We start from the raw sequence: 23,543 nt of genomic DNA, 5'->3' as shown, positions 1-23,543 counted from the left end.
AGCGGGTCATCCATGCACGCTCGGGTCGCGCGCTCCGCCTCGAATCCACCCCGCAGGGCCGACGAGGGGCCGCCCTGGAGCAGGCTGCCCCGCAAGCTTTGCATCGTCTATGCCTTCACCTCGGCCCTCGCCTATGCGGACGAGACCTCCGACGCCGAAGACCCTCCTGTCTTCGAAGTGCGACCGGAGTCACCCACGCCGGTGATGTCGTGCCCCAGCTATGTGGATGCCGTGGTCCATGCCACCATCCTGAGGGTGATGTCGCTGCGCAGGGCCCTGGTGCTGCCCGGTCCCCCGTTGAAAGGACCCGCCCCCTTCGCACCGCTCTTCACCGGCCTCTGGGAGTTGGGCGATGGCGTCTGGGGATTGGGCCACGACCCACGCCACCTCCACGGCAAGCCGCCGCCTCCCCAGGCCTTGACGAACTTCGTCTTCCGCTCGTTCGCCCACTACGTCGACTTCGCCCTCTCGGTGCCCACGGAGCAGCTCCCCACCCTGGGCCCTCCCGGCTCCGGCTTCACCTTCATGACAGACGGAGGCAAGGAGCTGGAGCCCGAGCACCCCACCCTGCCAGGACTGCGAGCCTTCACCTCCCAGTCGTCCCCGCGGGAAGCGCCGCGCCATCATGCCTTCGGCATCATCGACGGGATGCATGTCTGGATATCCCGGCATCCCCCCTCCCCCACGCTCAGCGTGCTCGTGGAGGCGCAACACGGCCCCCAGATGCTGGAATGGCTCAAGGCCCACAAGGCTCGTGTCCGGCAGAAGGTTGCTCCGAACAAGGACCCCTGGGCGGGCCCCCCACCTGAAGCACCCGCGCCCTCCACACGGGCCCCTCGGAGCAAGCGCCCCGCGAAGACCCCTGCCGTCTCTGAGGAGGCCCTGACCATCCGTCAGGAGGCGACCGGGTTGCACCAACTGCTCGCCACCCGGCTGAAGGACTTCGCGTCGTCTCGCAGGGACGTGGAGCTGGGCGACAAGGAGCCCGCCACGCTCCGCGCCTTCTGGGAACCGGTGGGCTGGTCTCCGCTCTTCGCCGGGTTCCTCGGTGAGCCGGAGCTCGCCAAGGGCCGCAAGGAAGTGAAGCGGCTGCTGACCGAGTACCGCTCCTGGAGCGACACGTTCCGGCTCGACCTCGAGGACCTCCCCAGACAGTTCCGGCTCGCCTACGAAGACCCTCAGGGCGTCGGCTTCGCCATCACCGACGAGTCGACCCATCCCGAGCGGCCCTCCATGCTCGGAATCTCGGCGGACCGGGGCACGCTGGAGCCCAGCACCCCTGACTACCTGAGCTGGGCGGGCACGCAGCTGCTCTCCCTGGCCTTCTCCGACTGGCTTCACACGACCTGGCGGAGCAAGCCTTCACCGGACCAGTTGCCAGGGGCCACCCAGCCTTTTCCCAGACTGTCTCCCGGCACCCTCCAGCTCACCGAGGACGTGTGGGCCCTCCCCTCCGAGGCCTGGTCCCAGCGTCCCGGGGAGCGACTGGTCTTCCGGACCTTCGACGCGCTCATCCATTGGATGACCCACGCCCAGGGGCTTCAATCCCTCTCATTCGAGCCACTCCCTGGCGACAGCATCCCGCTCCGCACGAGCCCGGGTGCCAGGGAGCTTCCCGCGACGGTGAAGCACCTGCCCGGCCTGGAACCGGGACGGTCCTACCGCGCGGGCGCATGAGAAGACATGAACATCCTCCTCGAATCGAAGGGGGCCACCGTCCGACTGGCGACCTCGCCTCGTGACCATGAGCGCCTGTCCATCCTCGTGAAGGAGCGCGGCTGGCGTTGACGGCGGGGCGGCGCGATAGAGTCACGGCATGACGTACCTGGACCACGCGGCCTCCACGCCCGTGCATGAAGCCGCACTGGAAGCCATGCTGAGCGCGATGCGCGAGGGCGCAAGCAACCCCTCCTCCGTGCACGCGGCGGGACGCAAGGCCCGCGCCGCGCTGGACCAGGCCCGCATCGAGGTGTCCAGCTACCTGGGCTGCCTCCACGCCGAGCTGCGGTGGGAAGCCAGCGGCTCGGCCGCGCTGGGACGCGCCTTGCGCTCGGCCCTGTCCCTCTGCTCGGGCCCCCTCGTCTCCAGTCGCCTGGAGCACCCCGCCGTACGAAACGTCGTCGAAGAAGCCGAGTCCTCCGGCCGTGAGGTGCGCTGGCTGTCCCAGCCGGGCGGAAGCCTGACGCCCACCGTCGCCGCTCCGCTGCTCGAGGGCGCCGCCGTGGTGGCCCTGTCCGCGATGAACCAGGAGTTGGGCACCGCCCCCGACCTCGCGCCGCTGCTGGCGCTGGCTCCCAGCGCCTGGTGGGTGGTGGACGCGGTGCAGGCGGCGGCCTGGAGAGACCTCCGCCCCCTGCTCGCGCCTCGCGTCTTCCTCGCCTGCGCCTCCCAGAAGCTCGGAGGACCTCCGGGTGTCGCGGTGCTGCGCGTGCCTCGCGAGCTGGCCTTCGCTCCCGCGGGCCGACGCGAGCCGCGCTTCCCCGAAGCCCCCGGGACACCGCCCTGGATTGCCGCCATCGGCATGGGCGCGGCCTGCCGCGTCCGCGCCCCTGCCCTGCGCGAAGGACTGCCGCGAGCGAGGGCCCAGGCGGAGCGGCTGCTCGCGGGGCTCCAGCGAAGCTGCCCGGACCTCGTCCACAACACGGGGCCCGACTGGGTGGGCCCCATCCTGGATGTCTCGGTGCCTGGCGTGGAGGCACGCAGGATGGAGACCGCGCTCGACCTGCGCGGCCTGTGCGTGGCGAGGACCTCCGCGTGTCAGCAGGCGCGCGTGGTGGCCTCTCCCGTGGTGGCCGCCGCGTTCCCCGGGGCGCCATGGCGCGCGGACTCCGCCCTGCGCTTCAGCCTGGCACTCCAGACCTCCGAAGAGGACCTCGACGCCGCGCTGGAGGCCTGGAGCTCGGCCCTGTCGGAGCTCCGCCCCGCGACGTCCACCGGGAGCACATGAAGTCCCGCACGCGCCGGTGAGGGGAATTCCGGGCCAGCTCCGTTCAGGGACAAGGGACGAGCCCATTCCGGGCACCTTCCCCGAGAAGGAGCTTCCGTCCATGTCGCCGATTCCATCCCGGCGTCTCGCGCTCGTGTGTCTCTCGTTGGTGGCCGCCACGGCCTGCATGACCGGCCCGCACAACGGCACCACCACCGGGGACCCGGTGATTGGCGAGACCTTCCGGTTCGAGGGCTACTACCCCGAACCCAACATCCCCATCTCGCTCCAGGTCATGAACAATCCAGGCCTGGACCCGACCCTGGACTCCAACTGGACCCAGTTCGCCACGGCGACGACGGTCACCACCCCCACCTCGTTCAACAGCACCGACCCGCTCTTCCACTGGAGCGTCACCGCCGCGCCGGTGCCGCACATCGGCTTCTCGCTGCGCTGGTCCACCGGCGGCCTGGTGAAGGTGCGCGCGGTGGCCAAGGACCCCGACGGCGACACCACGCTCTACACCTTCGACGACATCACCTACCCGGACTGCTTCGCCGCCAACGTCAACGAGCCCTGGAACGTGCTCGGCACCGAGTGCCAGGGCGTGGGCCTCAACCGCTCCGCGCTGGTCTCCACCCGCAACAGCCCCGTCGACGCGGCCCCGGGCGCGCGCACGGTGTTCCTGGGCAAGAAGCAGAGCAACCTCCCGAGCGCGGCCGCGGAGGAGGCGGAGACGCTGCAGTACTACGCGCAGATCCAGGCGCCCGCGACGCTCGCCGCCTTCCGCACGAAGTTCGGCTTCCCCAACAGCGAGGTCACCGCGACCTACTACAACGACGGCGACCTGGGGATTGGCCGGGAGATGCACTGCCGCTCCTTCCCCGTGCCGTCGCAGCCCAATGGCGTCGCCTGCTACGTGAGCAACTACGCCGAGCAGCTCAACGGCGTGCCCGTCTTCGGCGGCAGCTCCGCCATCGCGCTCGCGGACGCGGTGAGCCGGACGAACGAGTTCGCCACCGTGGCCATGGTCTTCACCCCGCCCGCGAACACCGCCAACAGCGTCCAGTTCATGGTGTACGACGCCCAGGGCGCGCTGGCCCCCAAGGCGCAGCTCGACAACGCGGCCGACAACACCTTCGTGCCCGGCAACTGCCTGACGTGCCATGGCATCCGGGCGACGTACAACCCGGTCAACAACTCCGTGTCCGGCCAGGCGAAGTTCCTGCCCTTCGACGTCTTCAGCTTCCGGTACTCCAACGCCCCGGGCTTCACCTACGCCGAGCAGGCCAACGCGCTGCGCTCCCTCAACGACCTCATCACCAGGACCTCGCCCACGGCGGCCATCACCGACTTCATCACCGGCATGTACGCACCCAAGGCGGTGAGCGACGTGACGGCGATGGCCAATGACACCTACGTGCCCCCTCAGTGGAAGCAGACGAAGCAGAAGGGACTGGCGCTCTACAACGGCGTCGTGAAGCCCTACTGCCGCACCTGCCACATGTCCGCCGGGGACGGCAGCGCGTTCCTCGACCAGGCCGTCTTCGAGGCCTACGCGCCCATCATCAAGACGGAGGTCTGCGGCTCGGGCACCACGCGCACCATGCCCCAGGCGGAGCACGTGATGCGCAAGTTCTGGAAGAGCGGCGCGCGCGCCTACCTCGACCTGGGCCTGGACCTGCAATCCCACTGCAGGCCGTAGCGCCCACACGCCCCGCTCCGGAAGGCACCGTCCCTCCGGAGCGGAGGTGTCACAGGGACTACGGCCCCGTCAGCCGGCTGAAGGTGAACGACGGGCGGTTCCACGTCCCACCCGGGAAGCTCAGCGACAGGGACGAGGACACGGCGCCGGGCGCTCCCACCGAGCCGGAGACGGAGAGCGTGCCCACGGGGATGGACGACGTGGACGGCGTGCCGCCGCAGCCCGGGCAGAGGTTCGTGCCGGTGACATATGTCAGCGGGAACGACAGCGTCGTATACGGGCTGGTCGCCACGCCCTGCACCCACACGGGCGTGCTGCCCTGATAGACGGTGACGTTGGCGAAGTGGGTGTTGCCCATGCTGTGGACCGTGGCGCCCCAGCCGGACTCGGTCGCCTGATACCAGGCCCCCGTCAGGTTCATCACCGGCGTGCCGCTGGCGAACGCGAAGAACTGCACCGGCTCGCTGCCCGACAGCGCCCCCAGGCTCCAGTGGAAGGTCCACGCTCCGGCGCTGTGCGTGAAGCGCATGCCGCCCACCGTCGTCAGCGTCGCGCTCGAGCCATTCCACGACGCGCGCAGCAAAGCTCCCCGCCACTCGCCGGGCTCGGCCTGCAGGTGGCTCACGTACCAGATGGGGGTGCCCGAGGCGGTGTACGTGTACCAGGTGACGTAGAGCGCGTCGGGCGCGGTGTGCTGGATGTCCAGCCCGTTGCCCGGGCGCGAGGCGTTGTACCAGGTGCCCTGCTGGGGGAGCGGCGGCAGGTTCGTGTAGACGGCCGCGGCCGCGTTGATGAGGCCGGAGCCGCAGTGGGAGCCACAGCCCGGAACCAGCGTCGCCGTGCTCCTGAGGCGCGCGGCGACCTGCGCGGGGGTCATGGACGGCTTCTGCGACAGGATGAGCGCCGCGAGGCCCGCCACGTGCGGGGCCGCCATGGACGTCCCGCTCAGGTAGCGGTGGCAGTAATCCCCTGTCAGCAGCGCGCCGTGCGGCTTGCCGATAACCCAGGGCGCGACAATCTGGTCCGTGCCCGAGTACGGGTCCCACGTGTTCGGGTCATTGGCGGGACAGCCGATGCCCTCGCCGAAGAAGCCGGAGCTGGCGGTGCCGCCCGGCGCCATCAGGTCCACCCGGGAGCCCCCGTTGCTCCACGCCGCCCGCGTGTTCGTCTTCGTGGTGGCGCCCACGGCGAGCACGCCGTTGCAGGAGGCCGGCGTGACGTTCGCGGCCTGGAAGCCCTGCACGCCGTCATTGCCCGCAGCGGCCACCACCACCACGTTCCTGGAGACGGCGTAGCTCACCGCGCTCTGGATGTCGGGATAGTTCGAGCAGGGATAGATGGCGGAGGGATTGCCGGCGTCATACGCCGTGCCGAAGCTCATGTTGATGACGCGCGCGCCGTGGTCCGCCGCGTACCGGATGGCCTCGTCCACGGTGGCCAGGGTGACGCCGTTGCCCGTGTTGGAGACCTTGACGGGCATGAGCTGACAGCCCCAGCAGATGCCCGCCCCGCCCACGCCGTTGTTCGCGCGCGCCGCGAGGATGCCCGCCACGTGGACGCCGTGGTGGTAGGTGTTCGTGTCGTAGGGGTCCGCGTCCCCCTCGCCGAAGTCATAGCCCGGGGTCCACGCGCCCTGCAGGTCGGGGTGGTCCAGCCGGCCCGTGTCCAGCACGGCGATCTTCACGTTGCCCGTGACGGTGTTCCACGCCGAGGGCAGGCCGATGGCCGGGGCGTTCCACTGCAGCGGGTAGAGCGGGTCCGACGGCGTGGCGAAGAACTCCAGGTACAGGTTCTCGTGCGCGTACTCCACGCCCGGGTCCTCGCGCAGCGCGGCGATGGCCTCCAGCGTGCGCGCCTCCTCCTCCGCGATGGACGCCGCCGGGCGCCCCGCCTCCGGCTCCAATGACATCACCACCGCGCCGCTCGAGAGCGCCTGGACGTGCGTGGAGCGGAACCCTCGCACGGTGGGGAGCGCGTCACCGGAGAGGCCCCGGACCGAGTCCTTGAGCTTCACGATGGCCTGCCCCGGGACGAAGCGTCGCTTCGCGGCGCTCGGGGACGGCGGCGCCTCCGGGGGCGCGGCGGGTTCGGCGCCACAGGCGCTCCACAAGAGGGATGTCAGCATCAGCGGGACAAGACACACGCGTGCCAGGTTCGTCACTCGACCTCCACTGAGAGGGGATGGAAGAGATACCAAGCCAGACGGACACGACGTGGGTCAACCCCGCGCCAGGGTGAAAATCCTTATCATCCAGAGCAGGGCCCCTCACCCCGAACGGGGCATGGCACGTCCCAGGTCGCGTCCAATCACAGCCATCCGCCCATCCCTCACGTCGCGCCCCCCGAGGGGCGGCGCCCCGGTCAAGCCGTGCTTCGGCGTGAGGCCTCCCGGGTCTGTTCCACGGCGGCCAGGAGCGCCACCTTCGATACGGCGAGGAGACACACTGTCACCTCGGAACTCGGGAGAACATGCATCCAGCACCTTGTCGCGGCACCGATTCTCTCGCAGTCCGATCCACGAGACACCCCAGCAGGCGGACTTCACCGCGACCACCTTGCTGCCATTCCCCGTGAATGCGTTCGACGCGTACCCCGACCATCCGTCGGGCGCCGCCTCCAGTTGCGTGCGGACGCCGCCGGGGGTCGACCTGCCGTGGGGCGCCAGCGCGCCCACCGTCAACGTCCTGGCGCCCCGCGCCAGCACGAACAACTGGCTCTGCTTCGTCGGGCCCGGCTGGAACCACAACAACACCAACCCCCTCCCCGTGAAGCCCACCCTCATCGTCAACGGCGAGGACGACTTCGAGCTGGCCTTCCTCAGGCCCGTCTCGGCGGTGGGACTGGAGCTGCTCACCAACCATCGGGCGGTGCACAAGGTGACGTTGACCTTCACGGACGCCACCCAGGAGGTCATCGAGGACGCGGCCCTCGACACGAACACCCACACCTTCGAGTTCGTGGGCTTCCAGTCGAGCAAGCCCATCCGGTCCCTCTTCGTCGACACGACGGGTGGCGCCTCCGAGAACGAAGGCATCGCCGCCATCTGGACCGCGCCCTGAGGTCCACTCCAGCGCCCGGAGCCACCCCGCTCCGGGCGCTGCCGCGCACGGCCGTCAATCGAACTCGAGCGCCCGCTGGAAGTCGGCGGGGTTGGAGGCCGCGCTCTGCGCCGTCTCCAGGGTGATGATGCCCTCGCGGTACAGCTGCGTCAGGTGCTGGTCGAAGGACTGCATGCCGAACATGTCGCGGCCCTTCTCGATGACATCCTTGAGCTCGCTGGCGCGGTCATCCCGGATGTACTGCTCCACCGTCTTGGTCTGCACCATGATCTCCAGCGCCACCGTGCGGCCCTTGCCGCTGGCGCGGGGCAACAGGCGCTGGGAGATGGTCCCCTTGAGGCAGTCCGCCAGGCGCATGCGCACCATGGTCTGCTCCTCGGCGGGGAACACCGACACCAGGCGGTTGATGGTGCGCGAGGCGTCCGTGGTGTGCACCGTGGAGAGCACCAGGTGGCCCGTCTCCGAGGCCTTCAGCGCGATGTCGATGGTCTCCGTGTCGCGCATCTCGCCCACCAGGATGACGTCCGGGTCCTGGCGCAGCGCCGCGCGCAGGGCGATGGCGAAGCCCTTGGTGTCCGGGCCGATCTCCCGCTGGGAGATGGAGGACTTGATGTTCTTGTAGATGAACTCGATGGGGTCCTCGATGGTGAGGACGTGCAGGTTCTCCGTGCGGTTGATGTGGTCGATCATCGACGCCAGCGTGGAGCTCTTGCCCGAGCCCGTCGCGCCCGTCACCAGCACCAGCCCGCGCTCGTTGCCTGCGATCTTCTTGAGCACCTGCGGCAGGCCCAGCCCGTCGATGGTGGGAATCTCATCCGGGATGATGCGCAGGATGCACGCCAGCGAGCCGCGCTGCCGGTAGATGTTGACGCGGAAGCGCGCGACCCCCGGGAGGCTGTACGAGGCGTCGCACTCCTGCAACTGGTCGATCTGCGGCTTGATGGCCGGGTCGGAGATGACGTGGATGGCCACCTGGCGGGTGTGGTCCGCGTGGAGCTTCTCCATCTTCAGCGGGCGCAACACGCCGTTCACCCGGTAGATGGGCGGGTCGCCGGGCCTGAAGTGGATGTCCGAAGCGCCGTTCTGTACGCCAACCGTCAGGAGCTTGTTCAGTGTTGCCAGGTCCAGGTGAAGACCTCTCGGATGTGGAAGGCTTTGACTCTAGGCGAACCCGCAAACCCTGCCCACGGTGGGCATCGGTGCGCGCCAGACGCCCTTGTCAGCGCTGACCCGCCTGGGTTGGGGAAGATTTCAAGGCCTCGCCCTTCCCGAATGATGACCCAGACACCCCGCCCTCCCCTGGAGCCCCTCGCATGAGAAGCCTTCAACGCCTCACTTCACCTGCCCTCGTGGCGGGCCTCCTCCTGCTCAAAGCCACGCCCGTGCTCGCCCAATCCCTGCACTCCGAGCGCGGAGGACTCCACACCAGTCCGCTCGCCCATCGCGCATCCCTCACCGCGACGACGCTGGACCCGCTGCGCTCGCTGGCCATCTCCGACCACGCCACCGTGTCGCCCATCACCGCGCGCCGCGTGTTCGAGCAGCTCGTGCGGCAGGCCGGGGGTACGGGCTTCACCGCGGAGCAGCTCTTCCGCCAGCTCTGGGACACGCAGAACCCCGCGCCCGGCCAGCCGGACCTTCCCGGAGGTCCCCATTGCTCCGACGACGGGAACACCGTCAACGGCGCGCCCTATCCCTGCCGGACCCTCGAGGGCACCGAGGCGAGCACCACGACGGCCGCGCTCGACCGGTATGTGCTCGTGGGCCTCTTCAACCGCTTCGACCTGGCCCCGGTGGACGGCGCCCACTGCGGCGAGTACCGCATGTCCTTCGCGCGGTTCGTCCCGGCCCCGCAGGTGCGCTCCCGCAACCGCTTCATCCTGGAGGGCGCGCTCCCCAATCCCTCACCCGAGCTGGGGCTGGAGGGTTGCCGTCCGGTAGCCCAGGCGTGGGCAGCACTCTCCACCCTGGAGGACGCCGCCGAGCGGCGGGCGCTCTTGGACGCGCTCTTCTTCGAGGGCCTGGCCCCGGGAATCCCGCCCGTCATCCACCCCCAACACTATGGGGACAACCCCGCGGGCCTCGGGCAGGTGCGCGTCAACATGTTCATGCAGGCGGGCATCGGCGCGCCCAACCCGTGGATGCTGCGCGAGTTCAAGCTGAAGCGGCAGTGCGACGCCACGGGCTGCACCTTGCGATTCCTCCCCACCACGGTGAAGTCGACGCCCCGGGGAGACTTCTTCAACCTCCAGAATACCCACCCCCTCGCGGTGGCCTTCCGGGACTTCTTCGTCACCCAGGTGGAGGCCCTCGCGGTGGATGACTTCAACCGCTTCAACTACGCCGTCCCGGACGTCTTCAACGCCGCGCAGAGCAGCTCCATGCCGTCCTTCGGCAGCGTGGACGACTTCCTCGCCGAGTTCGACAAGACCGCCGCGCCCACCCCTTTCACCGACGCGCTCCAGGCCGAGCTGCTGCGCATCGGCAGCCCGCTGACGCCCCGTCACCTGGTGGCCCGCGCCCAGGCGCTGTCCTGCGGCGGCTGCCACGACCTCAGCCGGGGCACGGAGCTGGGGGGAGCCCCGGGCGTCTTCCCTCTCGCCTTCCTGCGCTTCGTCCAGACACAGGACATCCTGTCCCCACTGCCGACGCCCGGACCGGACTCGCACTACCCCCTGTCCCCGTCCCTGACGACGGCCTTCCTCCCCTTCCGCCAGCAATTGCTCGGCGCCTTCCTGGACACGCCCGCGCTGGACGCACGCGTCGTCACCACCGAAGGGGCGCTCGAGGTCCAGGCCGGCCAGCCGTTCCAGGGAACGGTGACGCTGGAGAACACCGGCACCACGGCCTGGAGCGACCGCGGCGGCTTGCGCGCCACGTCGCTCGACCAGACCGCGGACCTGGGACTCTCCCCGGGGGAAGCCATCCACCTGGGGCAGCGGAAGACGTTCGTCTTCACTCACACCGCGCCGACGTCACCGGGACGCACCACCTACCGCTGGAGGCTGCACCGCGACGGTCAGGCCTTCGGCCCACCGCTGTCCTTCACGGTCGACGTCCCCTGAGGCCCGCGCGCCAGGGGCCCCGCGCCTACTGGATGGTGATGGGGATGTTGTAGAGGAAGCACACGGGGACCTTCTGGGGCTTGTACTCCCAGCCCGACTTGAGCCCCTTGATGATGTCCTCATCCGCGCCGGGCACGGACTTCACCGGCGTGACCTCATAGACGCTGCCATTGGTGGCCACGCAGACCTTGTAGATGCCCTGCAGCGTCTGCCCCCGGTGGCCCTGCTTGAAGACCTCCGACAGGCGCGGCGCCGTCTGCCGCACCACGTCCCGCTGGATGACGAAGGGCGGGACGTTCTTGGGCTTCACCGGCTCGGCCGGCCCCGTGCCACCCACGGCACCGCCCACGACGCCGCCCACCACCCCACCCACCACGCCTCCGGCGACACCGCCCTCCACCCCACCCTCCACGCCGCCTTCCTCTGGCGCCGCGGGCTCCGGCTCGGGCTCCGGCTCCACCTCGACCGGCTTCTGCTCGACAACGGGTTTGACCTCAACCGGTTGACGCAGCTCCGTCTTGGGCTTCTTCACCTCCGTGCGGGGCGTCGTCTTGCGCGCCGCGGGGGGTGGAGGAGGCGGAGGGGGCGGAGGCGGGGCCTTGACGAGGTTGAGCACCACGTCGATGGGCTCCTCCGTCTCGAGGACCATGGGCTTCACGAACAACACCAGCGCGGCCACGACTCCGACGTGGACCGCGACGGAGAAGGCGGCGAAGCCGAGGATGCGTGAGGAATGAGGGTCGGTCTGCTGCGCGAACATGCCGGGCACGCCTTACCACAAGCCCGACAAGAGTCGTCGGGATGTAATCCTGCTGCATCAGCAGAATCGTGTGAGTGTCATGGAGACGGCACGCAACTGATACCTCTGGACCGGCCACTCGTGCTAGAGGGCCGCCACCTCGTCCCCATCCCCAGAGGTATTTTCCGTGCAGACAAAAATGAAGTGCGCGCTCGGGCTCGTGGCAGCCCTGAGTGTGTCCTGTGGTGAGTCGACCGATGAGGTCGGCGACCGTTACCAGGGCGTCATCGATGCCTCGACGCTCGACACCAAGTTCCGGCCGACCAGCGGCAACTACCGGCCCACGACGGCCCGGGTGCGGGGCACCAACGTGCCCTTCTACAACCTGGGACAGGTCGCCACCGAGCGCAAGGACGACCGGGGCGTCATCACCAACGCGGGCGTCCCCGTGGACGCGGACGGCCGGCCGTACGTGCCCGCCGCGCGCGCGGTGAACACCTCCTATGAGTTCGCCGAGGGCTGTGTCACCGGCAAGGCGGACTTCGACGTCCGCACCGACAACTACCCGGAGACGGTGCAGTGGCCCGTCTTCACGAACCTGCCGCTGACCGTCACGGGCAACACGACGCCGCCGGTGGTCCCACTGGTGAAGGTGACGCGCTGGAACGGCACGTCCTCCGAGCAGTGCAACGCCATCAAGGACGCGGCCTCCCTCACCAAGGGGAACTTCGGCGGCGGCGCGGGCGACACGACGATTGCGCTGCGCGCCATCATCGACGTGTCCGCGAACCTCAACCCGCTGCGCGCCGACTCCGCCTTCACGTCCCAGGGCGGCTGGTACCGCGGCCTGCAGCTGGCGTACCTGGACGGCGGCGAAATCCCCGTGGATGACCAGGGCAACCTGAAGGTGATGGACGGCGTGCTGGTGAGCCCGCCGACGGGCGCGCCCACGTCGGAGACGCCCGTGTACCTGTTCTCCGCGCTCCCGGGCGAGGAGGGCTGGTCCCCGGTGGTGCGCCTGCGCACCTTCACCGCGACCACCGCGAAGCCCGCCTCCAGCTACACCGGCCTGTGCACGGACGTGTGCGCTGAGACGGAGCTGAACATCAGCACCCTCACCCGGTACTCCGGCGTGCTCTTCGCCGTCGGGAGCTCCCTGTGAGCGCCCCTTCCCCTGTCCCGAGCCCCTCCATGAAGACGCTTGTTTGCCGTGCCGGTGGCGCGCTCGCGCTGCTGCTGCTCGCGCTGGTCGCGAGCCTCCCTTCCCCCGCGCTCGCCGCCGGCCAGAACTACGGCCGCATGGCCGGCTATGTGTATGACCCGACGGGCGCGCCGCTCGCCGAGGTGCCGCTCACCGTCACGGGCCCCGCGCTGCAGCAGCCCCAGTCGCGCACCAGCGGCGAGGACGGCCGCTTCGAGTTCGACACCCTGCCCCCGGGCGAGGGCTACGTCCTCGAGGTGAACGTCCCAGGCTTCGCCCCCATCAAGAAGGCGGGCATCACCGTCCTGCTGGGCCAGGCCACGCAGGTGGACGTGAAGCTGGAGGTGTTCACCGAGCAGGCGGCGGTGGCCACCTACGAAATCGTGGAGAAGGTCAACCCCATCATCAACCCGGACTCCGCGCAGATGGGCGCGGTGATGACCGCGGAGAAGGCGGCCACCTCGCCCGTCTTCACCCAGGTGCAGGCCATGCCGCAGCTGGTCGCCGGCGTGGGCAACGGCAACGCGCCCAGCCTGCGCGCCGGCCTGTCGCGCTACGGCAAGTTCTTCATCGACGGCATGGACACGTCCGACGTGGTGGACGGCAGCATCAGCTCCCCGATGAGCTTCTACGCGGTGGAGAACTTCGAGGTCATGACCGGCGGTCTGGACGCGCAGTACAACTCGCTGGGCCTCATCCAGAACGTCGTCAGCAAGAGCGGCTCCAACAAGTTCACCTACGACGTGACGATGATTCTGTCGCCGGCGTGGGCCAACGCGAAGTACCGGGGCGCGGCCAACCAGAACCCCAACGTGGCCAACTACACCCAGAACGAGGTGCCGCTCTCCGAGACGGCCTTCTACAGCCCGCTGGTGGGCGTGGGCGGTCCCATCATCAAGGACAAGCTGTGGTTCTATATCTCCGGTCAGTGGAACTTCTCCAAGCGTGACACGCCGCTGGGCGAGGAGAGCCGCACGTCCGACACCCAGACGCGCCTGGCCCGTCTGAAGCTCACCTGGCAGCCCACGACGAAGGACCGCCTGTCCCTGGCGTTCAACTACGACAACAACACCATCACCAACCAGGTCTCCACCACGTTCGTGACGCCGGAGGCGGAGACGCAGGTCGACCGCGGCGGCTTCTTCGCCATCGTCAACTACGACCGCAACATCTCCGACAACGTCCTCTTCCAGCTCCAGACGGGCCTCACCTACAAGGACATCTGGAACGGGCCGATGAACGAGGACTCGCAGGACATCGCCCACATCTACAACAGCACCACGTACCGCAACGCCGGCGCGCTGCGCAACGAGGTGGGCAACCTGGTCACCGAGAAGCGCATGCGCTACCAGTTCGACCCGACGCTGCTCTTCAAGGTGAAGAACCACCAGATGAAGGCGGGCTTCCAGTTGAGCTACCTGAGCGGCGACAAGACGGCGCAGGTGATTGGCAACCAGCGCTTCAACGACCGCAACGGCGAGTGCAACCCGGACGACCCGGAGACGTTCGCCTTCTGCAACGAGCGCATCGACTTCTACAACAGCGAGGGCGTGCGCGGCCCGCTGACCACCGAGGCCGGGACGCTCATCTCCGGCGCGTTCGTCCAGGACCGCTGGAACGTCAACCGCTACCTGACGCTGGTGGCGGGTCTGCGCGCGGACGTGGGCCGGCTGTACGGTGACAACAACCAGTTCATCACCAACCTGGTGGGCATCGGCCCGCGTCTGTCCGCGACGGTGGACCCGTTCGGCAACCGCACCACGCTCATCAAGGCGCACTACGGCCGCTCCAACGAAGTGGGCGACGTGTTCATCGCGCAGCACGCCAACCCGGAGCTGCTCCAGGTGCGCTCCACGTTCGCCAACGGCGCGTTCGCGGACTGTACGCCGGACACCGTGGGCAACCCGCAGTGCAGCGTGGCGGGCGGGGCATCGGGCCGCTTCTTCGACAAGACCAACCACACGCCGCCGCACGTGGACGAGCTGGCGCTCGGCCTGCACCACGCCATCAACGAGGGCGCGGTCATCGGCATGGACCTCACCTACCGCAAGTACTCCAACATGTGGGTGGACGAGGAGGTCAACCGCATCTGGGACCCGTCCGGCACGCGCGTGGTGGACTACGCGGACGGCATCAACCACACGGTGGTGAAGATCCACAACCCGGACGACGCGTGGCGCGACTACCGCGGCATGGACCTGTGGGCGCAGGGCCGCACGGGCCCGTGGGACCTGCTGGCCAGCTACACCCTGGCGTTCAGCAACGGCACGGTGGGTGACTACTTCGACGGCTACGGCGCCAACCCGCGCTTCAAGCACTTCTTCGAGGGCCCGTCCCCCGAGGACATCCGCCACACGCTCAAGGGCGCCATCGGGTACACCACCCAGTTCGGCCTCGACTTCGGCGTGCGCTTCAACTACCGCACGGGCGCGCCCATGTGGATGTTCCAGGAAGGCTCCGTGGACCGTCAGCGCGTGGTGCGCTCGGACCGCGGCACCGGTCACTCGTACAACACCAGCACGGGCATCCCGGACTTCAATGACCCGGCGGCCATCTCCGAGCTGCGTCAGCCGAGCCAGTTCCTGTTCGACGTCCAGGCCCGCTACGACCTGAACCGCGTCATCAAGACGAAGGAGACGAAGATGGAGCTCACGCTCATCTTCTTCAACGTCCTCAACAACAGCGACGTGACCTTCGTGCAGGAACAGTGGCGCGCCACCAACAACCGGTTCGGCACCGCCACGGGCCGCCGCAGCCCGATGCAGGCCGAGCTGCTCTTGCGCGTGCGCAACTAGCCACATCGCCGCACCACACGGGGCCCTCGCTTCCATGCTGGGAGGCGAGGGCCCTTGAATCAGACGGGGCCGCGTTCTAGAGGGGCGTGTGACTTCCGCCCTCCGTCCGCTCCGCCTCGGGCTCCTGTCGGCCCTCGTCGTCTCCTGCGCCTCGCATCCGCCCGCGCCGGAGGCTCCCCCCACGGCCCCCGCCGCCGTCAAGGTCGCGCCCGAGCCGGTGCGCCTGAGCGTGGTGGGCACCAATGACTTGCACGGCTGGGTGATGCCGTCGCGCGGGAGCCTGGCGGACGGCACGGCCGTGGAGCAGGGAGGGCTCGCCACGTTCGCGGGCTACCTGTCCATCCTGCGCGCGGAGAACCCGGACGGGGTGCTGCTGCTGGATGGTGGCGATCTGTTCCAGGGCACGCTCGCGTCCAACCTGACCGAGGGCGCGGTGGTCATCGACGCGATGAACACGCTCGGGTACGTGGCCTCCGCGCTGGGCAACCACGAGTTCGACTACGGCCCGGTGGGGCCGCGCTCGGTGGCGATGGAGGGGGATGACCCGTTCGGCGCGCTCAAGGCGCGCATCACCCAGGCGCGCTTCCCGATTCTCGGGGTGAACGTCACCGACGCGCAGACGGGCGTGAGCCCCACGTGGCTGGGGAACACGGGCACGCTGCTGGTGGAGCGGCGCGGGGTGAAGGTGGGCATCGTGGGGCTGGCGACGCCGCACACGCCGGAGGTCACCAACCCCGTGAATGTGGCGAGCCTGCGCTTCGCGCCGCTGGCGTCCTCGGCGCTCGCGGCGGCCAACGATTTGCGTGCGCGCGGGGCGGAGGTGGTCATCGCGATTGCGCACGCGGGCGCGGTGTGCAAGCGGCAGGACGACCCTCGGGACATCTCGTCGTGCGACCGGGGCGACAGCGAGATCATCGAGATGCTGGAGGCCCTGCCCGAGGGCACGCTGGACGCGGTGGTGGCCGGGCACACCCATCAGCCGGTGGGGCACTTCGTGCGGGGCACGCCGGTCATCGAGACGTCGGGCCGGGGCCGGGCGTTCGGCCTGGTGGAGCTGTTCGTGGACCCGACGACGCGCAAGGTGCTGACCGAACTCACGACGCTGCAGGGCTCCGTGCCGGTGTGCGAGCGGGTGGAGGCGACGCTCGGGACGTGTGACGAGCGCAAGCTGAAGGACCGCAACAAGGTGGAGCTGGTGCCGACGACGTTCCGTGGGCAGCCGGTGGTGGCGGATGCGGCGCTGGGGACGCAGCTGGCCGGGGCGCTCGCGAAGGTGGAGGAGATGCAGAAGCGCCCGCTGGGCGTCAACGTGCCGGCGAAGCTGACGCGCGACTACGACGCGGAGAGCCCGCTGGGCAACGTGCTGGCGGACGCGCTGAACCAGCTGGGCATGACGGGCATCGCCGTCATCAACAGCGGCGGGCTGCGCGCGGACCTGCCCGAGGGCGAGCTGACGTACGGGGCCGTCTTCGAGGTGCTCCCGTTCGACAACACGCTCTCGGTCGTCACCCTGACCGGGGCCCAGCTGACGAAGCTCCTGGAGGGGGCCTACTCGCGCAAGGGAGGCACGCTCCAGGTGGCGGGGCTGAAGGTGAACCTGGAGCAGTGCAACGGCGTGACGCGGATGGTCTCCGTCACGAAGGCGAACGGGAAGCCCCTCGAGTCCAACAAGCTCTTCCAGGTGGCCATGCCGGACTTCCTCGCGCGGGGTGGCAGCGGGATGGACGAGGTGCTCAAGACGCTGCCGCCCGGGAGCGTCAACCTGGGCGAGCAGCAGGCGCTGACGCTGCGCGACGCGCTCGTGGAGCACTGGAGGAAGCGGGGCAAGCCGCTGGTGGCGCCGACGCCCGGACGCATCCTGCGCAAGAGCGCGGCGGCGGACTGCGCCGTGAAGGCCTCGGGCCGGGACTGAGGGCGTGAGGGAGGGCGCCGCGACGTCAGCGGCGCCCCACCGAAGGCTTTTCACGCCCCCCGTTCAGGTGGCTGCAGCCCTGAACGAGGAGTCCCCCGACATGTCGAGCCACCCCGCCCCGCGCTCGCGGGCCATGCTGTCTTCCGCTCTGTGCACACTGCTGCTCGCCGCCTGCGGTCCCCAGGGCACCGAGGCGCCTCCCGCCGAGGCCCCCGCGCCCGAGGCCACCGAGCAGGGCACCGTCCTGCACGAGCTCAAGCTCAGCAACACCCGCAGCGTGCGCTTCATCGAGTCCGCCCCGGGCGAGGTCTTCGTCGCCGAATCGGGCCACATGGACCTCGACGCCGCCCACCTCCGTGAGGCCATGAAGACAGGCTCCACCCAGGGCCAGGAGCTGGCGGACGTCTACCTCGCGCTCGTGCCCGGAGCTACCCGCGAGGACGTCCCCGCCGCCCTCGTCGCCGCCCAGGGCCGCGTCGCCATGGCGCGCCACCTCCAGGAGCGCGAGGCCGCCCGGAGCGAGGGCCGCGCCGCCGCCAATGCCCCGCTCGCCGAGGGCCCTTCCGCCCTGAACACCGAGCGCGGCCCTTCCGCCGCGAGCCTCAACGACACCTGGGACTGGGTCGGCGACAAGCAGTGGTTCACGAGCAACTTCTGTGCGACCACCGCCACCCAGGGCCGCACCTGTATCACCGACTACTGGTACGGCTCGTACAGCGGCGCGAAGGACAACACCGTCTACTTCCGCGCCGTGGGCCTCGCGGCCGGCTTCGACTCCACCGCGTACTTCTATACGAAGTTCAAGTCCTGCGGCTTCTGGCCCTGGGATGGCTGTGAATGGAAGGTGAACTACAGCACCACCCTCCAGGCCCGCCACTACATGATGGTCACCTGGGACACGGGCCCGCGCTCGCGCTGGGCCGGCATCGACCAGAGCTCCGACCGCGTGTACCTCAGCACCATCTGGAGCACGTCGTCCTCCACCCCGCCGCCCGCGCAGGAGCCGTGCACCGTCTACGCCCGCGCCCACGCCACCACCTGCTACAACCTGGACGGCACCATCTCCTCCATCTCCAACACCCTGTGCGGTGACGCCTGCGCGGGCACGTACGCCACCGCCTCGCAGTGGGCCACCCAGGCCCTCGGCACCCAGACGTGCCTGGGCGCCTACGCCGGCTGCTGCCTCTACTACGTCGACCAGAACTTCAACCGCTGCGGCGGGTGAGTTGTCTGGGCTTGCTCCCCGGCGACCTGCGATGCTCCCGCCATGGAACGCTTCGTCCAGGTCGCCGAGGGAGTCTCGCTGTGGGTCGAGTCACGCGGGCCAGAAGACGCGCCCGCCATCCTGCTCATCATGGGCTCCACCGCGTCAGGCCTCGTCTGGCCCGACGCGCTGATGGACGCCCTGGCCCGACACCACCGGGTTCGTCCCCGCGCTCGCCCAGGCGCTCCTGGGCCACGTGGAGGCCGCGGCGGCCTATCCCTTGCGCAGCCCCACCACCTCGCCGTAGCCGCCGGGGATGAAGAACTGGTGCGTCTGCATGCCCATGATGCGCAGGGCCGTGGTGACGACGTCCGCGGAGCGGGGCACGCGCTTCTGCGTCTGTCCCGTCTCCTCGATGATGTCCACCGGGGTGCCGAGCCCGCGCGTCGTGTACGTGCCCACCTGCCGGTTGTGGGCCACGTTGCCACCGGCGAAGACCACCGAGGTGTACGGGTGGTGGTCGTCCGGCAGGCTGTAGCTGCCGTCACTGCCGCGTGACGCCCAGCTCCGCCCGAACTCGCTCATCACCAGCACCAGCGTGTCGTCGAGCAGCGTCTTGCCCGGCTTGCCCGGCGCGGGCGTGGCCTTCATCTCGCCCAGGAAGCGCGCCACGCAGTCCATCAACCCGCGGCCATGCGCGCAGCTGTAGGCATGCCCGCCGCCGTTGTGCGTGTCGAAGTCGAGCCTGAGCGACACGTGCACCGACGTGGCCAGGTCCGACTTGAGCAGGCGCAGCGCCATGTCCATCCGCGGGTCCAACCCCACCAGGTGGAAGTTCGCGTTGCCGAACGTGTACGTGAAGGACTCGCTCAGATAGCTCGACAGGTACGAGGGCCGGTTCGTCTTCAGCGCGTCGATGCCCTTGGTCTTCTCCAGCACCGACACCACGTCCGTCGCCAGCACGCGCGAGACGCTGTTCAGCGAGCCGTGCAGCCCCTCCAGGTAGTTGTCCACCTTCGCCGTCGAGCGGCCCAGCCGGCGCCTGGCCTGCCCCAGCGAGTAGCGCTCCACCGTGGTCGTCTTCAGCTGGGCCCCGGTGGGCTCGCCCTTCGCGTTCAGCTCCGGCCCCTCGGTGCGCGCCTCCAGCCCGTTCCACCAGGCGTTGTCCGCCGCCTTGCCGGAGAGCATCGGCTTGAGCGCGTCGATGGACGGCACCCCCACGGGCCCCGCGTGCGACGGCAGGCCCATGCCGGACGGCATGCCGCGCTCGCCCGCCACCACCACGAACGGCAGCGGCCGGCTCTCCCGGTGCCGCTCGTACAGGTGGTTGGCGATGACCGAGTGCACCGCCGGCGCCCGGTAGTCCGCGCCCGCCACGCCGCACATCGCGGAGATGAAGGCGCTCGCGTGGTCATTGGTGCCCTGGTCGATGCCGTGCAGCACGCTCAGCTGCTCGTGCAGCGCATAGTGCTGATAGCCATACATCAGCGGGCTGAACGAGCCGCGGGCGGCGGGGTTCGCCGGGTCCCACGACTGCCAGGTCCGCAAGGGCTTGTACGGGCCGTTGGGGGCCGCCAGGTCCACCACCTTGCTGGCATCGAAGAAGACGGGCTCGCTGCTGAAGCCCGCGGGCGCCGGGACGCAGAGCGGAATCTCCGCGTCCTCCATCGGCGTGAAGTAGTACGCCGGACGGAAGCCGCCCGGGACATAGAGCACCACGAGCCGCGAGGGGACATCCGCGTCCGCGGCGTGCGCGGTGCCGGAGCCGAGCAGCCCCGCCTTCTCCAGGAGCGCCAGCTGGCTTGCGCCCAGGGCCCACTTGAGCAACGTGCGTCGAGAGGTGTTCAGCATGGGGTCCTCGGCTCAGTAGGTAATCCACAGCGGGTGACGGATGAGCGCCGCGCAGGTGCCCACCCAGGCCAGGCGCGTGTTCTGCGCCTCCAGCGGGAGGTAGACCTGCTCGTACAGCTCCTTCAGCTCCGCGTCCGTGGGCGGCTGCCCGAGCATGCGGAGGTAGAGGTTGCGCAGGTTCTTCCGCACCGCGTCCGGGTTCTGGGTGGACGTGTCCGCGAGCGTCACGTAGCGCAGCACCGCCTTGTTGTTCTGCTTGTCCACCGCGCGCCCGCACCAGGCCTGGGACATCTGCACCAGCGCCTGACCGGCGGAGGGGCCGAACATCGGGTTCTTCTTGCGGTACTCCAGGGAGTTGCCGCCGCCCAGGGCCTCGTAGCGCTCCGGCGCGCGCGAGTCGGAGACGTACTCGCCGGAGATGCCGGGGGCCCAGTCCCCGGGCCACACGAAGAACTTGTTCCAGTTCACCACGTAGGCCCGGTTGCGCCAGTCGGGGTTGCTCGTGCTCACGAAGTCCTCGAGCGTCAGGCCCAGCTGGTCCATCAGGCTCACCACCATCTCGTCCGCGGCCAGCCGGCGGACCTGGAACTCCTTGGGGGACGGCGTGTCCATCGGCTCGGGCGGCGCCTTCAGGTCCCGAATCCAGTCCTCCACCTGGGCGATGGTCATGGTGACGCGGCCATTGGCGACCAGCTGCTCGTAGGGCTGGCCCGGCGGCATCTGCGCGTAGCTGCCCGGGGCGTTGCCCTTGAGCATCTTGATGAGCAGGCTGCCCTCCGGGTCGCCGCGCTTCACGAAGCGCTCGTCGTAGACCAGCCCGCTCTCGAACGCGGCGAGCGAGGCGAAGAAGGGCTTGTTGCCGTTGATGTGGCAGCCCTCGCACGCGGGCGCGAGCGCGAGGCGGACCGCGTCGTTGTCGCTCGCCGCGGCGCAGGTCCCCGAGTCCGGCTCATCCGAGCTGCCCTGTCGGTACGAGCTGTCACCGAAGCAGGCGCCCAGGTTGAGCGCGAGCACCGCCAGCGCGGCGGCGCACACGAAAGAAGTCGGCGTGCGCATCACAGGCCCCTCCGCAGCTCGGACTGCTCGAACAGGTAGCGGATGAAGGGGCGCAGCTTGCGCTCCCCCGCGACGAACTCGCGCGCGAGCTTGTCGATGAAGCCCTTCTCCGTGGCCGGGTTCAGCTCCCGGCCGATGAACATCGCGTAGAGCTTGCGCGCCGCGCAGCGGTCGAACTCACCCGAGCGCACCAGCAGCTTGCCGAAGCCCAGGGGGCCCATGGTGCCGTCGCCGTGCTGGCCCAGCAGCGTGTACGACTCCGGCATCGTGTCCAGCAGCACCGCCTCCGGGTTCGCCTTGAGCTCCTCGGGCGTGACGGGCGTGAGCACCGTGTTGGGCAGGAAGGCGTTTTTCCACCGCAGGCCCGGCGCGTTGCCGGTGTGCGGGTACTTGCCGGACAGCCACTCCGCGGTGACGCGCTGGTTGCCCATGCCGCCGATGAAGGGCCAGGGGACGTAGTAGCTGGAGAACGGCGTGAAGTCCCAGCGCTTGAAGGCGATGGCCGCGGGGTCCAGCGTCTTGTGGCAGTGCAGGCACGTGCCGCCCGTGGCCGGGTCGATCTCCAGCGGCGGGAAGTGCACGTCCGCGGGGGGCGGCGAGAAGTTCTGGCAGGCGAAGATTTCGAGGAAGCGCGCCGCCCGGACCCGCTCGCGCGGGAACGAGGACATGGAGCCCATCATCGTGAGCACGCCCGCGGCGGGCAGCCCCAGGGGCGCCTCCGTCGTCGTGCGCGGGTCGAAGCGGTAGGTGCGCTCCATGCTGCCGGAGCGCGACTTGTCGGGGGTGAGCGAGAGGTGGAAGGGCTCGAGCTGCTCGACGACGAACTCCCGCCACGCCTGCGGATCATTCGGCGTGGGGTGCATCGGGTCACGCGGCTCGTTGCCCACGTCCGGGCGCCACCAGGTGGTGTTCTGGTCCACCACGGTGTTGCCCATCTGCCGGCCGAAGCGGACGTACAGCGCCCGGAGCCAGTTGGTGCCGACGGTGTAGTTGCCGACGACCAGGTCCGACAGCGGGCGGTCATGCCACGCCAGGTGCGCGAACAGGCGCGCGGGCTCCTCGTAGGGGTGGCGACGCTGACCGTTGAGGCTGCCGGTGCCCCCGGACCCGAGGCCCGCGAGCGGCGAGCACCAGATGAGGTTCGGTCCGCAGCCACAGCCCCGGTTCAGCGCCGGGTCGTAATAGCCGCCGGAGGCGACGCCGCAGTCCAGCACCTTGCCGGTGCGGGTGTCGGTGACGGTCTTGGTGTCACCGCCCGCCTTGCCCAGCACCTGGACGGTGGTGCCCGGAGCCCACCAGGGCTCGACGGTGTGCACCTCCGGGACGGCGGGGTTGCCGGCGCCATCCTTGTCCTGGCACTGCTGATTCGGGCTGCCGGTCTCGAACTCGTTGACCGCGTAGTACGCGCCCGGGTGCAGGCTGTTGGCGTCACAGCGGTGCAGGTGCCCGGACATGTCGCCCTGGTACGCGTCCCCCTGGGCGCCGGTGGTGTAGGCTCCCACGGTAATCCACTCGTGCCCGAAGCGGACCATGCGCTCGTAGAACTTCGGGGAGGCGAGCACCTCGTCGAGCGTGGAGCGCAGGAGCGTCGCGCGGGCCGCGGGCGTCGCCGCCGCCTCCATGGCCTCGTACTGCTCCAGGGTCGGGGTGGTCCCGGTGAGACCGAGCACGATGCGCCGCAGCACGCGCGTGTCGCTCATCGGGTCTTCGGGAGGGTCCTCCGGGGCCGTCGGCTCGGGCTCACATTGCTGCGCATGCGCGTCGGACACGATGAGCCCGGACATCGCGAACAGCACGCCCGCGAGGGCCGCGCTCTTCAGGTGCAGGTGCCAGTGCATGCGTGCGACGGTAGCATCGATTGTCGCAACGACACACAGCAGAACCCTGTCTGTCATTCAGCGAGAATGAGGGGTGGACTGCCCTCCACACCTGATTGTCTTTCCGGCCCCCCCGGACGTGAGCCGGGCCCCCGCTGAGGTGGACTCCCCACCACACCTGGGGCTCCGGGCCCGCGCTCCCCGGAGTGCGTG

The 23,543-nt window shown here is 69.6% G+C and carries 15 protein-coding genes; 9 read left to right on the top strand and 6 right to left on the bottom strand.

Going from position 1 to position 23,543, the window contains the following annotated elements; all coding sequences use genetic code 11:
• Positions 1–12: 12 nt before the first annotated feature.
• The 3 genes from VZQ01_RS32070 to VZQ01_RS32060 all read left to right on the top strand — a co-directional run bounded on the left by VZQ01_RS32070 (position 13) and on the right by VZQ01_RS32060 (position 4,631).
• Positions 13–1,677 carry a hypothetical protein gene (locus tag VZQ01_RS32070; protein WP_426745535.1) on the top strand — a complete coding sequence of 555 codons (1,665 nt, stop codon included), beginning with the start codon at positions 13–15 and terminating at the stop codon, positions 1,675–1,677.
• Positions 1,678–1,816: 139 nt separating this feature from the next.
• Complete coding sequence (locus VZQ01_RS32065; RefSeq protein ID WP_426745534.1) at positions 1,817–2,947, top strand: cysteine desulfurase family protein; 1,131 nt, start codon at positions 1,817–1,819, stop codon at positions 2,945–2,947.
• 100 nt (positions 2,948–3,047) lie between these two features.
• A complete protein-coding gene (locus VZQ01_RS32060; RefSeq protein ID WP_223745413.1) occupies positions 3,048–4,631 on the top strand; it encodes a hypothetical protein in 1,584 nt (527 codons plus the stop codon).
• A 58-nt stretch (positions 4,632–4,689) separates the two neighbouring features.
• Here the strand turns inward: VZQ01_RS32060 and VZQ01_RS32055 are convergent, their stop codons facing one another.
• Positions 4,690–6,792 (bottom strand): S8 family peptidase, encoded by a 2,103-nt coding sequence (locus tag VZQ01_RS32055; protein ID WP_426745533.1) that lies wholly within the window; start codon positions 6,790–6,792, stop codon positions 4,690–4,692.
• Positions 6,793–7,186: 394 nt separating this feature from the next.
• Between VZQ01_RS32055 and VZQ01_RS32050 the strand changes: the two genes are divergently transcribed.
• Entirely contained in the window at positions 7,187–7,690 is a 504-nt protein-coding gene (locus VZQ01_RS32050; protein ID WP_223745412.1) for a hypothetical protein, read from the top strand.
• A gap of 54 nt (positions 7,691–7,744) precedes the next feature.
• Here VZQ01_RS32050 and VZQ01_RS32045 read toward each other — a convergent pair whose 3' ends face one another.
• Entirely contained in the window at positions 7,745–8,758 is a 1,014-nt protein-coding gene (locus tag VZQ01_RS32045; RefSeq protein ID WP_248542168.1) for a type IV pilus twitching motility protein PilT, read from the bottom strand.
• A 245-nt stretch (positions 8,759–9,003) separates the two neighbouring features.
• On the opposite strand from VZQ01_RS32045, the gene VZQ01_RS32040 reads away from it, so the two are divergent.
• Positions 9,004–10,755 (top strand): NBR1-Ig-like domain-containing protein, encoded by a 1,752-nt coding sequence (locus VZQ01_RS32040; protein ID WP_223745411.1) that lies wholly within the window; start codon positions 9,004–9,006, stop codon positions 10,753–10,755.
• 25 nt (positions 10,756–10,780) lie between these two features.
• Here VZQ01_RS32040 and VZQ01_RS32035 read toward each other — a convergent pair whose 3' ends face one another.
• Positions 10,781–11,515: a PaxA gene (locus VZQ01_RS32035; RefSeq protein ID WP_223745410.1), complete on the bottom strand. Its 735-nt coding sequence runs from the start codon at positions 11,513–11,515 to the stop codon at positions 10,781–10,783.
• 199 nt (positions 11,516–11,714) lie between these two features.
• Between VZQ01_RS32035 and VZQ01_RS32030 the strand changes: the two genes are divergently transcribed.
• The 4 genes from VZQ01_RS32030 to VZQ01_RS32015 all read left to right on the top strand — a co-directional run bounded on the left by VZQ01_RS32030 (position 11,715) and on the right by VZQ01_RS32015 (position 18,627).
• Positions 11,715–12,656, top strand: a complete 942-nt coding sequence (locus tag VZQ01_RS32030) for a hypothetical protein (protein ID WP_223745409.1) — start codon at positions 11,715–11,717, stop codon at positions 12,654–12,656.
• A gap of 29 nt (positions 12,657–12,685) precedes the next feature.
• The gene (locus VZQ01_RS32025; RefSeq protein WP_426745531.1) at positions 12,686–15,490 is read left to right on the top strand and encodes a TonB-dependent receptor; all 2,805 of its coding nucleotides are present in this window, start codon (positions 12,686–12,688) and stop codon (positions 15,488–15,490) included.
• 88 nt (positions 15,491–15,578) lie between these two features.
• Positions 15,579–17,402, top strand: a complete 1,824-nt coding sequence (locus tag VZQ01_RS32020; protein ID WP_426745530.1) for a bifunctional metallophosphatase/5'-nucleotidase — start codon at positions 15,579–15,581, stop codon at positions 17,400–17,402.
• 100 nt (positions 17,403–17,502) lie between these two features.
• Positions 17,503–18,627, top strand: coding sequence for a hypothetical protein (locus VZQ01_RS32015; RefSeq protein WP_426745529.1), 1,125 nt, complete (start codon positions 17,503–17,505; stop codon positions 18,625–18,627).
• Between the two features lie 252 nt (positions 18,628–18,879).
• Here the strand turns inward: VZQ01_RS32015 and VZQ01_RS32010 are convergent, their stop codons facing one another.
• From VZQ01_RS32010 to VZQ01_RS32000, 3 genes are read right to left on the bottom strand one after another with little or no spacing between them, the layout of a single operon-like run.
• Positions 18,880–20,457: a DUF1501 domain-containing protein gene (locus VZQ01_RS32010; protein ID WP_223745405.1), complete on the bottom strand. Its 1,578-nt coding sequence runs from the start codon at positions 20,455–20,457 to the stop codon at positions 18,880–18,882.
• Positions 20,458–20,469: 12 nt separating this feature from the next.
• Complete coding sequence (locus VZQ01_RS32005) at positions 20,470–21,513, bottom strand: hypothetical protein (RefSeq protein ID WP_223745404.1); 1,044 nt, start codon at positions 21,511–21,513, stop codon at positions 20,470–20,472.
• Positions 21,513–23,351, bottom strand: a complete 1,839-nt coding sequence (locus tag VZQ01_RS32000) for a DUF1549 domain-containing protein (RefSeq protein ID WP_426745528.1) — start codon at positions 23,349–23,351, stop codon at positions 21,513–21,515. Before VZQ01_RS32000 ends, VZQ01_RS32005 begins: the two co-directional genes overlap by 1 nt.
• Positions 23,352–23,543: the final 192 nt, after the last annotated feature.

Source organism: Myxococcus faecalis (genome assembly GCF_050039385.1).
Classification (GTDB): Bacteria; Myxococcota; Myxococcia; order Myxococcales; family Myxococcaceae; genus Myxococcus; species Myxococcus fulvus.
Note: the sequence above shows the minus strand (reverse complement) of the source record. Positions and strands in the feature narration are given on the sequence as shown.

What these genes read in the sequence shown, in the direction of transcription:
- VZQ01_RS32070 (WP_426745535.1), top strand. Translation starts at nt 13, where the DNA reads ATGCACGCTCGGGTCGCGCGCTCCGCCTCGAATCCACCCCGCAGGGCC.
- VZQ01_RS32065 (WP_426745534.1), top strand. Translation starts at nt 1,817, where the DNA reads ATGACGTACCTGGACCACGCGGCCTCCACGCCCGTGCATGAAGCCGCA.
- VZQ01_RS32060 (WP_223745413.1), top strand. Translation starts at nt 3,048, where the DNA reads ATGTCGCCGATTCCATCCCGGCGTCTCGCGCTCGTGTGTCTCTCGTTG.
- VZQ01_RS32040 (WP_223745411.1), top strand. Translation starts at nt 9,004, where the DNA reads ATGAGAAGCCTTCAACGCCTCACTTCACCTGCCCTCGTGGCGGGCCTC.
- VZQ01_RS32035 (WP_223745410.1), bottom strand. Translation starts at nt 11,515, where the DNA reads ATGTTCGCGCAGCAGACCGACCCTCATTCCTCACGCATCCTCGGCTTC.
- VZQ01_RS32025 (WP_426745531.1), top strand. Translation starts at nt 12,686, where the DNA reads ATGAAGACGCTTGTTTGCCGTGCCGGTGGCGCGCTCGCGCTGCTGCTG.
- VZQ01_RS32015 (WP_426745529.1), top strand. Translation starts at nt 17,503, where the DNA reads ATGTCGAGCCACCCCGCCCCGCGCTCGCGGGCCATGCTGTCTTCCGCT.
- VZQ01_RS32010 (WP_223745405.1), bottom strand. Translation starts at nt 20,457, where the DNA reads ATGCTGAACACCTCTCGACGCACGTTGCTCAAGTGGGCCCTGGGCGCA.
- VZQ01_RS32005 (WP_223745404.1), bottom strand. Translation starts at nt 21,513, where the DNA reads ATGCGCACGCCGACTTCTTTCGTGTGCGCCGCCGCGCTGGCGGTGCTC.
- VZQ01_RS32000 (WP_426745528.1), bottom strand. Translation starts at nt 23,351, where the DNA reads ATGCACTGGCACCTGCACCTGAAGAGCGCGGCCCTCGCGGGCGTGCTG.